The sequence below is a fragment of the Amycolatopsis eburnea genome (assembly GCF_003937945.1).
GTDB lineage: Bacteria > Actinomycetota > Actinomycetes > Mycobacteriales > Pseudonocardiaceae > Amycolatopsis > Amycolatopsis eburnea.
Window position 1 is genome coordinate 770,647 of record NZ_RSEC01000059.1, and the last position, 12,037, is coordinate 782,683.

At 72.2% G+C, this 12,037-nt stretch carries 6 protein-coding genes; 3 read left to right on the plus strand and 3 right to left on the minus strand.

The window, feature by feature from the left end; translation table 11 throughout:
- Position 1 precedes the first annotated feature (1 nt).
- Both EIY87_RS35555 and EIY87_RS35560 read left to right on the plus strand, forming a co-directional pair.
- Positions 2 to 1,504, plus strand: coding sequence for an aldehyde dehydrogenase family protein (locus tag EIY87_RS35555; protein WP_125314272.1), 1,503 nt, complete (start codon positions 2 to 4; stop codon positions 1,502 to 1,504).
- Positions 1,505 to 1,515: 11 nt separating this feature from the next.
- A complete protein-coding gene (locus tag EIY87_RS35560; RefSeq protein ID WP_125314273.1) occupies positions 1,516 to 2,628 on the plus strand; it encodes an NDMA-dependent alcohol dehydrogenase in 1,113 nt (370 codons plus the stop codon).
- A gap of 58 nt (positions 2,629 to 2,686) precedes the next feature.
- Here the strand turns inward: EIY87_RS35560 and EIY87_RS35565 are convergent, their stop codons facing one another.
- Positions 2,687 to 4,144, minus strand: a complete 1,458-nt coding sequence (locus EIY87_RS35565; protein WP_125314274.1) for a PKD domain-containing protein — start codon at positions 4,142 to 4,144, stop codon at positions 2,687 to 2,689.
- Between the two features lie 14 nt (positions 4,145 to 4,158).
- Entirely contained in the window at positions 4,159 to 5,613 is a 1,455-nt protein-coding gene (locus EIY87_RS35570) for a PKD domain-containing protein (RefSeq protein ID WP_125314275.1), read from the minus strand.
- Between the two features lie 446 nt (positions 5,614 to 6,059).
- Here EIY87_RS35570 and EIY87_RS35575 point away from each other — a divergent pair, with 446 nt between their 5' ends.
- The gene (locus EIY87_RS35575; protein WP_449657971.1) at positions 6,060 to 10,871 is read left to right on the plus strand and encodes an RHS repeat-associated core domain-containing protein; all 4,812 of its coding nucleotides are present in this window, start codon (positions 6,060 to 6,062) and stop codon (positions 10,869 to 10,871) included.
- Positions 10,872 to 10,874: 3 nt separating this feature from the next.
- Here EIY87_RS35575 and EIY87_RS48650 read toward each other — a convergent pair.
- Positions 10,875 to 12,037 (minus strand): hypothetical protein (locus EIY87_RS48650; RefSeq protein ID WP_225440235.1); only part of this gene is annotated, 1,163 nt, incomplete at its 5' end.

The window sequence follows — 12,037 nt, forward strand, 5'->3', positions numbered from 1 at the left end:
GATGACGGCAGTCGCCGAAACCCCGTTGCTGGCACCGGTCCGCGAGTTCGTCGCGGGCCCGAAGAACCTGCTGATCGACGGGCGGTGGGTCCCCGCCGCCACCGGCCGGACGTTCGACACCCACAACCCGGCCACCGGCGAGCGGATCACCGAAGTGGCGTGGGGCGGCCCGGAAGACGTCGACCGCGCGGTGGCCGCGGCCCGCCGGGCGTTCGAAGCCGGGCCGTGGGCCACGATGCGCCCCAACGAGCGCGAACGGCTGCTTTGGCGCATCGGCGACCTGCTCACCGAACGCGCGGAACTGTTCGGGCAGCTGGAATCCCTCGACAACGGCAAGTCCGCGACCATCGCGCAGGTCGTCGACACGGCGTGGGCCGCCGACGTCTTCCGCTACTACGCCGGCTGGGCGACCAAGATCGAGGGCAGCACGATCAGCGTGTCGATGCCGTTCGCCCCGCCCGGCAGCGAATTCCACGCCTACACGCTGCGCGAGCCGGTCGGCGTGTGCGCGCAGATCATCCCGTGGAACTTCCCGCTGCTGATGGCCGCGTGGAAGATCGCGCCGGCGCTCGCCGCGGGCAACACCGTGATCCTCAAGCCCGCCGAGCAGACCCCGCTCACCGCGCTGCTGCTCGGGGAACTGTTCGAGGAAGCCGGTTTCCCGCCCGGCGTGGTCAACATCGTCACCGGCTTCGGCGACGCGGGCGCGGCGCTGGCCGCGCACGACGGCGTCGACAAGGTCGCGTTCACCGGCTCCACCGAGGTCGGCAAGAAGATCGTCGACGCGGCCAAGGGCAACCTGAAGAAGGTCTCCCTCGAACTGGGCGGCAAGAGCCCGAACGTCGTGTTCGCCGACGCCGACTTCGCCACCGCCGTCCCGGGTTCGCTCAACGCCTGGCTGTTCAACCACGGCCAGTGCTGCGTCGCGGGCACGCGGCTGTACGTCGAGGACCGGATCTTCGACGAGTTCACCCAGGCCGTCGCCGACGCCGCGAGCCAGGTGAAGATCGGCCCCGGCCTCGACCCGGCCACCCAGCTCGGCCCGCTCGTGTCGCAGGAGCAGTTCGACCGCGTCACCGGCTACCTGGCCCAGGGCCTCGCCGACGGCGCCCGCGCGCTGACCGGCGGGAAGCGCTGGGGCGACGAGGGCTACTTCGTCGAGCCGACCGTGCTCGTCGACGTCCAGCCGCAGTTCAGCGTGGTGCGGGAGGAGATCTTCGGCCCGGTCGTCGCGGCGCTGCCGTTCAACGCCGAGCAGGGGTTCGCGCCCGCGGCCAACGACAGCGAATACGGCCTGGCCGCCGGGATCTGGACGCGCGACCTCTCGAAGGCGCACCGCGCGGCCAAGCAGCTCAAGGCCGGTTCGGTGTGGATCAACCAGTACAACGGCTTCGACACCGCGCTGCCCTTCGGCGGCTACAAGCAGTCCGGCTGGGGCCGGGAGCTGGGCGCCGCCGCGCTCGACCTCTACACCCAGACCAAGGCCGTCAACGTCGCCCTCTGAAAGGAAAGCGCATGAAGACCAAGGCAGCCGTCCTGCTCGAAGCGGGCAAGCCGTTCGAGATCATGGAGCTCGACCTCGACGGGCCCGGTCCCGGTGAGGTGCTCATCAAGTACACCGCGGCCGGGCTGTGCCACTCGGACCTGCACCTGACCGACGGCGACCTGCCGCCGCGGTTCCCGATCGTCGGCGGGCACGAGGGCGCCGGGATCATCGAGGAGGTCGGCCCGGGCGTCACGAAGGTCAAGCCGGGCGACCACGTCGTGTGCAGCTTCATCCCGAACTGCGGCACCTGCCGCTACTGCGCCACCGGCCGGCAGAACCTCTGCGACATGGGTGCGACGATCCTCGACGGCCACATGCCGGACGGCTCGTTCCGCTTCCACGGCGGCGGGCAGGACTTCGGGGCGATGTGCATGCTCGGCACGTTCTCCGAGCGCGCCACGATCTCCCAGCACTCGGTGGTCAAGGTCGACGACTGGCTGCCGCTGGAGACCGCGGTGCTCGTCGGCTGCGGCGTCCCCAGCGGCTGGGGGAGCGCGACCTACGCGGGCGACGTCCGGGCCGGCGACATCACCGTGGTGTTCGGCATCGGCGGCCTCGGCATCAACGCCGTGCAGGGCGCGGTCCACTCGGGCGCGAAGTACGTCGTGGTGGTGGACCCGGTGGAGTTCAAGCGCGAAACGGCCCTGAAGTTCGGCGCCACGCATGCGTTCGCGGACCCGGCGGAGGCGGCGGCGAAGGTGACCGAGCTGTCCTGGGGCCAGGGCGCGGACCAGGCGATCATCACGGTCGGCACGGTCGACGCCCCGGTGGTCTCGGCGGCGTTCGACATGATCGGCAAGGGCGGCACGGTGGTCGTCACCGGCCTGGCCAACCCGGAAAAGCTGACGGTGCAGGTGTCCGGCGCGATGCTGACGCTGATGGAGAAGACGATCAAGGGCTCGCTGTTCGGCTCGTCCAACCCGCAGTACGACATCGTCCGCCTGCTGCGGCTCTACGACGCGGGCCAGCTCAAGCTGGACGAGCTGGTCACCACGCGGTACAGCCTCGAGGAGGTGAACCAGGGGTACGACGACCTGCGCGAAGGCCGGAACATCCGCGGGGTGCTCGTCCACGCGAGCTGACCGGGGCGATCGACCCGGCTGCGTCGGCCGGGTCGATCGCCGTGGCGGCTCGCCTGGCTCAGCCGGCCCGGACCGTCGTCGTCCCCAGGAGTTCGTTGTCGGCCGGCCGGGCGTCGCCGGGGTAGGGGGCGTCGATGGTCGCCACCACCTTGAACGACGTCTTGCCGGCCGCGACGTCCGCCGCGGTGTAGGTGTAGGCGAAGGGGAAGACCACCTTGCGGCCCGCCTGCGCCGGCACCCACTGCTCGGACTGCCCGACCTGCTGGTAGTAGCCGTGCTCGCTCAGCCGGTACAGCGTGACCGTGACGGTCTCGTCGTAGCGGGCGTTCGAGACCGACACCTTGATCTGCTTGGTCTCGTCCACCCGCGCCTTCGCCGGCACGACGAAGTCCGACAGCGCGACGTCGTGCGTCTCGACCTTCAGCGTGCGGGACGCGGTTCCGGTGCGGCCGTCGGCGGTCGAGCCGGTCACCTCGACGTGGTACTCGCCGTCCGCGGCGTACCGGTGCGTGATCGGCGCGCCGGTGATCGGGGCCGAGCCGCCGTCGCCGAAACGCACCTCGCCGCTGACGAAGTCGCGGCGGAGGGGGTCGCCCGTGTACGGCGTCAAGGTGACGTCGTCGTACACCGTCGGGGTGTCGGGGTACGCGCCGATCCACGGCGACAGCGGCGGTGCCACCGCGAGCTCGATGTCGTAGCGCGACGCGGCGTCGGCGTCGTCGGCCACGCGGATCTGGTAGGTCTCCCCGGCGACGCCGTCGAACACCGCGGGGCGGCGGTCGCCGGAGGCCACGCAGTCCACTTCGGACAGTGCGGCCGGCGACGTGCCCCGGTACACCGTGATGCCCGGGCCCCAGTCGGCGAGCGCCTGCACGCTGACCGGGCGGGTGCGGTCCGGCGTGAACCGGAACCACACCGATCGGTCGGCGGCCGGGTCGCAGCTCGGCCGGACCTCGCCGGGCTCGGCCGAGGCCACCGTGAGGTCACCGGCGTACTGCCCGGGCACCGCGACCGGCACGCCGTCCGCGAAGTCGTCGTTCGGCGCCGGCGGCACCGTGCCGAACGCCACGGTCAGGTCGCCCTGGTTGAACTGCTGGCCGAGCAGGACGTGGTAGGTCGTCCCCGCGGTGGCGTGGAACGTCGCCGTTCCGGGGTTGCTCCACGCGGCGCAGGCGCCCGGCACCGGCGTCAGCGCGCCGCGGTCGCCGGTGTAGACGGCGACGAACGGCCGCGCGGCGACGGGGGCCGACGGCGTCACGCGGACGAGCGCGTCCGCGGTGGCGGTGTAGTCGTACCAGACGGTCCACGTGGTGGCGGTCCCGCAGGGCGCCGGGTCGTCGGGCGCGGTCGTGGCCTCGCTGGAGGTCTGGGACGCCGTGAACGGCAGCGCGGTGACGGCGGTGGCGGCACCGAAGTCGTCGTTGGACGGCGCCGCCGCGTGGGCGACGCCGGGCGCGAGCAGCGCGGCCGTGACGGCCGCTATGCCCGCGACGAAGGGACGGATGAACGATTTCACGGTGTTCCCCCTGGTCAGACGGCGGTGATGCGGGTGGCGGGCGGGGTGACGGTGGTGGCGATGGAGACCACCGCGTTGTCCGCCGGGTAGGCGTCTTCCACCGGGTACGCCAGCTGGGCCTCCGCGCGGAAGGCGACCTTGCCGGAGAGCGCGTCCTCGGGGCCGAAGGTGTAGGAGAACGGGAACCGGACCTTGCCGGTGGCCCGCGCGGGCACCTGCAGCGTGAGCCGGCCGACCTCGGTCCAGGAGTCCGCGGACCGCTTGGACAGCACGACGGTGACCGTCTCGGCGTACCGCGTGTTCGTCACGTCGACCGAGACCGGCTTGCTTTCGCCCTGCCGCGCGGCGGTCGGGACGACGAACTTGGCGATGCCGACGTCGTGCGTGACGACCGTGATCGAGGCGTCGACCGTCGCGGTGCGCCCGTCGGGCGACGTCGCGTGGAGCTTGGCCGGGTAAACGCCGTCGGCGGCGTAGCGGTGGTACACGGTGTCGGTGCCGACCGGGGCGGTCTGGCCGTCGCCGAAGTCCCACGTCCCGCCCAGCGGCCGGTCGATCGAGTTCCACGTCGACGCCGAGAAGCCGACCTTGTCGAACACCGTCGCCGTCCTCGGCGAGACGTAGACGTCCGGGTCCAGCGGCGGTGCTTCGGCCAGCACCAGCTTGAACTCGCCGGAGCTCTGGTGCGCCCCGGTGAAGCGGACGGCGTACCCGGTGCCGGCCGCCGCCCGGAACGCGACCGGGTTCGAGGTGTTCCGGTCGCAGGCGACCTGGGTCAGCGCCGTCAGCGAGTTCCCGGCGTAGACGGTGGCGGCGGCGTAGGTCCCCTGGGCCTGCACGGTGAGCGAACGCGCCGCGTCCGCGGCCGGCACGGAGTACCAGACCGAGGGCTGCGCCTCGTCGTCCACGCAGGTCGAGTCCGGCTCCCCGGCTTCGGCGGAGGCGACCGAGAGGTCCGGCTGCCGCGTGAACGGCAGCGCGCCCACGGGCTCGGCGTCGGCGAAGGCGTCGTTGGCCGCCGGCGCGACCGTCCCGAGCGAGAACGCCAGCGCGCCGCCCGGGGTTTCGATGCCGGAGACCTGGAACGAGTAGGTCGTGCCGGCGGTGGCGGGGAACGTGATGGTGGCGTCCGTGCCGTAGTCGCAGGCGTCGGCGACGGGCTGCAGGTGCCCGCGCGCCCCGGTGTTCGCGGACAGCAGCGTCCGGTGGTCACTGCCGGCGGTCGAGGCGCGGAGCAGGCCGTCCTCGGTGGCGGTGTACCGGAACCAGACCGTCCCGGCCGAGGCGGTCCCCTCGCACCAGACCGGGTCGTCGGCCGCCTCGGTGGCCCCGCTAGTGTCCTCCTGCGCGCTGAACGGCAGCGCGGTGACGACGGCGGCACCGTCGAAGTCGTCGTTTCCCGGCGGCGCCGCGGCTTGCGCGACGCCGGCGCCGGTGGTGACCAGCGCCGCGGCCAGCACGGCGACCACGGCCGCCCGGCTTCTCGAACGCGATGAAAACAGCACGAATCGTTCCCCCTCGTGAACTTCCCCGCCCCCGTGACGAAGATCCCTGCCGGACGTATCGGTGGTACGCCGTCCGGTGTGACCGGGTCGGGGGCGAATTACGCCGGATGCCGCAACGAGGGTTTCCCAGTGGCGGCGGCTTCGCCGACGTCTTGAATGAGTCATTCAGGTCTTCGGAGGTCCTGAATGACTCATTCAAGACACCGCCACCCACCGCGATGCCGCCGACGGGGGCGACCGGTCGCGCAGGCAACGCGGGCCTGACCGGACAGCCGCCGAGGGAGCACGGGCACACTTTCGGGTGCGCTCGGGCACCGGCCGCCCCACTTCCGCGCGTGCCCGGAACCCCGCCGCGCGCTCCGTGCTTTGATGGAGGGATTCCAGGCGGTTTCACGGGGAGGTAGGGCGCCATCAGCAACCCGCTGGTCGCGGAGACCAAGGACTCGACCAAGGCGTATTCGGGCATTTCGCTGCTGGAGTCGGCGAACGACCTGAAGTCCGCGATCGAATCGGGCGACTGGGCCTCGGTCGCGCTGGGCGCCGTCGGCACCGCGCTCGACGCCCTCTCCATGGCGATGGATCCCTTCGGGGCGATCCTCGCCGCCGGGGTCGGGTGGCTGATGGAACACGTCGGCCCGCTCAAGGAAGCGCTCAACGGCCTGACCGGCAACGCCGACGAGATCGCCGCCCAGGCCGAAACGTGGAAGAACGTCGCGACCGAGCTGGGCAGCATCGGCGAGGACCTGACCGGGATGGTCAAGGCCGACACCGCTTCCTGGACCGGCAACGCCGCCGACAGCTACCGCCAGCGGGCGCAGGACACCGTCACCCTGCTCGAGACCGCGCAGAAGGGCTGCGAAGGCGCTTCCAGTGGCGTCAAGACCGCCGGTGAAGTCGTCGCGGCGGTGCGGGCGCTGGTGCGGGACATCATCGCGGAGCTGGTCGGGCACCTGATCAGCTGGGCGCTGCAGGTCGTGTTCACCCTCGGCATCGGCCTCACCTGGGTGGTGCCGCAGGTCATCGGCGCCGTCGCCAAGACCGCCTCCAAGATCGCCGACCTGGTCAAGCGGCTGGTCACCGCGCTCAAGGCGCTGGTGCCGCTGCTGAAGCGGGCCGGGGACCTGTTCGCCGACGCCGCGAAGGCGCTCAAGAACATCAAGCCGGGCAAGGCCGGGCCGCCGCCGAAGCACGCGGACATCAACGGCAACCCCAAGGGCCTCGACGGGCCGGGCGGCAAGGGCGGCGACGGTACGCACACCTCCGGCGCCAAGGACGGCCCCGACACCCCGCCCAAGACCGACCCGCCGCCGGCGTCGAAGGGGCCCGACGACACCCCCAAGGGCGGGCCGGACGCGCCGCCGCCCGCGACGCGCGGCGGTCCTGACGGGAACTCGACCACGCCGTCGGGCGCGCCGAAGGGCAAGCCCAAGGACGGTCAGGACCCGGCGAAGACCAAGGAACCGGACGAAAAGGTCTGCGAGTTCGACCCGATCGACGTCGCGACCGGCGACGTGCTCTTCACCGAGGTCGACCTGGTGGTGCCCGGTGCGCTCGGCGAGCTGATCACCCGCAACCACGTGTCGTCCTACCGGGACGGCCGCTGGTTCGGCCCGTCCTGGACGGCGCTGCCCGACGAACGGCTGACCCTCGACGCCGGCCTGGTGCGCTACCACTCGGCCGACGCGATGGTGCTGACCTTCCCGCTGCCCGCGCCCGGCGCCACCACGGCTTCCCAGCACGGGCCGCTGCGCCTGCTGCACGCCGACGGCGACGACTACGTGGTCACCGACCCCGGCCGCGGGCAGGCCCGCCGGTTCGCGCCCGCCGGTGACGGTGAGCTGCTGCTGCGCGAAGTCCGGGCCGAGGACGGCGAGTTCGTCGAACTCGACCGCGACCCCGCCGGCGCGCCCCTGCTGCTCACCCACTCCGCGGGCGCGCGGATCGCGTTCGAGACCGCGGGCGGCCGGATCCGGGCCGTGCGGGCCGTCTCGCCCGGCGGGGACGTCCCGGTCGCGCGCTACGACTACGACGCGCACGGCCACCTCGCGCAGCGCACCAACTCCACGCCCCGGCCCGCGCGCTACGACCACGACGCCGAGGGCAGGCTCACCGGCTGGACCGACCACAACGGTGCCTGGTACCGGTACGTCTACGACGACGCCGGCCGCTGCGTCCGGACCGTCGGCGACCAGGGCTACCTGGACGGGTCCCTCGCCTACGCCGAAGGCCGCACCACGACCACCGACTCGCTCGGGCACCGGAAGGTCTTCGAGTTCGACGCGGCGGGCAACGTGGTGGCCGAGACCGACAAGCTCGGCGGCGTCACGCGCAGCGAATGGGGCCCGCACAACCGGCTGCTGGCCCGCACCGACCCGCTCGGGCGGCGCACGGAGTTCGAGCACGACGACGCCGGGATCCTGCGCGCGGTGCGGCGCCCGGACGGCACCCGCGTGCTGCTGACCGAACGCACGGAAACGTCCCTCGAGATCGAGGTCACAGCCGGCGGGGGAGTGTTCCGCCGCCGCTACCCGGCCACCGCGCTGCCCGATCCCTACACCGATCCGCTCGGCGTGGCCGAAGACCAGGACGCCGAGCGGCCGCCGGCCGCCGAGCAGCCGTGGGCGCCCGGCGACGCCGACCTCTTCGGCCGGCCGCGCACGGTGCGCGACGGCGGGGGCCGCGCCGCGCTGACCTGGACGGTCGAGGGCAACCTGCGCGCCGTCGTGGCCGCCGACGGCTCCCGGCAGCTGTGGACCTACGACGGCGAAGGCGGGGAGACGTCGCACACCGACGCGCTGGGCCGCGTCACCGTCACCGAGCGCGGGCCGTTCGACCTGGTCCTCGCCACGACCGACGCGACGGGCGCGCGCACCACCCGCCGGTACGACACCGAACTGCGGCTGCTCGCCGTGCTCGACCCGGCCGGGCGGACCTGGGAGTACACCTACGACGCCGAAGGCAGGCTGCTCACGCAGTCCGACTTCGACGGCCGGGTCACCCGCTGCGCCTACGACGCCGCCGGGCAGCTGGTCCGGCTGGAGAACGCCGCCGGCGAGGTCGTCGAGTACCGCTACGACCCGCTCGGCAACCTCGTCGAGCGCACCTCCGCCGCGGGCACCGAGACCTACCGCTACGACCCGGTCGGCCGGCTCGTGCACGCCGCCGGCCCGGGCACGGCCGTCGAGCTGGCCCACGACGACGGGGGCCGGGTCGTCCGGCAGACCACCGGCGGCCGCACCACGACCTTCGGCTACGACGGCGAAACCGCGACCCGGCGGCGCACACCGTCCGGAGTGGACGTCCACTGGCGACGGATCGAAGGCGCCGACCTGCTGGACGTCGCCGGCGCGAGCCTCGCGCTGCAGCGCGACGACGCGGGCCGCACGGTGGCCGTCACCTTCGGGGCGAACCCGTTGGTGCAGCAGGAGTTCGACGCGGCGGGGCGGCTCGCCGCGCAGCGGACACCGGCCGGGACGCGGCGCTACCACCGGCGTCCGGACGGCAGTGTCCTGGCGCGTGAAGACCCCGAAGGCGTGGTGCGGCATGAGTTCGACGCGTCCGGCCGGATCACCGCGGTGCTCCGGCCCGGCGTGGCCGAGCACTACGCCTACGACGTCCTCGGCCACCTCGTGTCCTCGTCCCCGGGGACCGGACCCGAAGCCGGGCCGCGCCGCTACACCGGGGGCGTGCTGGAAGCGGCGGGCGCGGTGCGCTACGCCCACGACGCCCAGGGCCGGCTGGTGCGGCGCACCGTCGGCGACCTGACCTGGACGTTCGCCTGGGACGCGCAGGACCACTTGACGGCGGTGCGCACCCCCGACGGCGCCGAGTGGCGCTACCACTACGACGCGCTGGACCGCCGGATCGCGAAGCAGCGCCTCGACGCGGCGGGCGCGGTCGCCGAGCAGGTCGAATTCACCTGGGACGGCAACGCTTTGGTGGAAGCGCGGCACACGCTGGGCGGCGCGCCGGTCGAGACGTGGACGTGGGTGCACCACCCCGACGACGGCCGCCCGGTGGCGCAGGCGGTCACCACCCCGGACGGCCGCACGCGGCTGGCCGCGCTGGTCACCGACGACATCGGCACGCCCGTGGAGCTGGTGGGCGTGGACGGCGTGGTCCGGGCCGTGCGCACGAGCCTGTGGGGCCTGTCCGGCGCGGGCGCGGCCGAGACGCCGCTGCGGTTCCCGGGGCAGTACCTCGACCGCGAAACCGGGTTGCACTACAACGTCTTCCGCTACTACGACCCGGCGAACGCCCGCTACATCTCGCCCGACCCGCTCGGCCTCGCGCCGGCGCCGAACCCGCTGACCTACGTCGGCGACCCGCTGATGGCGGCCGACCCGCTCGGCCTCACCTCCGGCGGCTTCGGCTCGGACCCGGCCGACCAGCGGCGCTTCTCCGGCCGCACGAACGCGGGCAAGTGCTCGAAAGCGGCCACGCAGGCGGCGGCGCCGTACCCGAAGACCAAGCCCAAGAAGGGCAGCGGGTCCGGCGGGACGTCGTCGAACCAGCCGAGCGGTCCCTCGAAGCCGTGGGGCAGCAAGGACCCGGTCTCCGGCCGCACTACCTCGCAGGGCGGCGGCACGTCGTCCGGGAAGCAGACCCTCGACGGTTCGCCGCGCCCCGGCGGGTCGAAGCCGCAGCCGGGCGAGCTCACCGACGTCAAGGACCTGGAGAACACCAAGCACTCCAGCTACAGCCCGGAGCTGCAGAACGAGCTGAACAAGGTCAACGGCTACAACCCCGACGGCAAGAACCGCTGGATCCGCGGGCACCTGCAGAACGACAACCTCGGCGGGCCGGGCCTGTCGGACAACATGACGCCGTTGACCTCGACGGCGAACAAGAACATGTCCGGTTCGTTCGAGGGCCCGTTGAAGAACGCCAACGTGCGCCTCGACCAACTGAAGTCCAAGCTCCCGTCGGACGCGGACCTCAACCGCGCCGGCTTCAGCCCCAGCGAGTACAACAAGGTCCGCGACGACATCAAGAACCTGCACGTGGAGTACTCGGTCAACGCGAGCCCGAACGTCAAGTTCCCGAACTCGCCCAACCCGTTCGAGCGGTCCATCCGCGACCACCTGGAGCTGAACGCGGAGTACAAGGGGCTCACGCCGGAGGTGCAGAAGTACATCGCCTTCGCCAAGGAGAAGAACTTCCTGCCGCAGTTCCCGCCGAAGGGCACCAAGATGGACACCCTCACGGGGGCGTTCACCTGACGGTCATCGCCGCGTCGTGAGGGTGAGGTCGAACTCCGGCGCGGCGTAACCGGCGTACCGGTCCGCCGGGCGTTGGGCGGCGGGCATCGCGCGCAGCTGCTCCTCGGTGTACCCGGTGAGGTCGGCCTTCTCGACCTGGGCCTTGACGTAGAAGTACCGCAGCTTGCCCTGGTCGAGCTGCGCCTGCATCGCGTGGGCGTGGGTGGCCTCGGGTTCGCCGCGCTCGATCATCTTGGCGAGGATGTTGCGGACGTACTCGGGGTGCCCCTGCTGGTAACCGCCGTTGGCGTTGTAGCCGGCGGACGGGCCCTTCGCCTCGACGATGACGTAGTTGCCGTCGGCGTCCTGGTAGACCCGGTCGAAGTGGTGGGCGCCGCGGTCGGGCACATCGACCGGCTGCAGCGGCCGGTTGGCGTACTCGGGCCGCCCGAGCCCGTCGGCCACGGCGTGGTCGGCGGCCAGCTCGCCCAGCTTGTTGTTCCAGTGGTTGCTCTGCACGTCGTTGAACCCGGCCTGGTCGAACTCGTCGAGCGGGGTGTCGAACCGGTTGTGCGACAACGGGGTCCCGCGCAGTTCGTTGTTGGCCTCGTCCAAATAGGACCAGATGTGCGGCCGCCCGGCGGCGAGGACGTCGGCGTCTTCGAGGAGTTGCTCCGGCGCGGTGTCGCGGCCCCCGGTCCGCCGGCTGCCGGCGATGAAGTCGGACCGGACGTTGGTGCTTTCGTTCGCCGGGTGGTGGATCTCGTAGTCACCCTGCTTGTTCCGGCGCAGCACGGGAACCTCGACCCCGTCGTGCTCGACGTCGGCCCGCCGGCGGCTGATGACCTGGTCGTCGCCCTCGATCTGCCGCCAGTACTTGGCGAGCAGTTTCTTGGCTTCTTCGTCGTGCTTGTTGAGCTTGGCGAGCAGTTCTTCGTGGACCTTCTTCTTGTGCGCGTCGTCATCACCGCGGGCACGCGCGCCATCGGCGTCGACGTCCTTGTCGTGGCTCCCGGGCGGAAACCCGTCGTCGCCGGCGCGGTGGGTGGAGCCGTCGGGGTGGTGGGTGTTCCATTCGCCGTCGGGTGGGATGCGGGGTCGCATGCGGCCGTCGGGTCCGATTTCGTAGTCGGAGGAGAAGACGCGGCCGTGGGAGTCGGTCCAGGCGGGTCGGGTGGGGGCGAGGA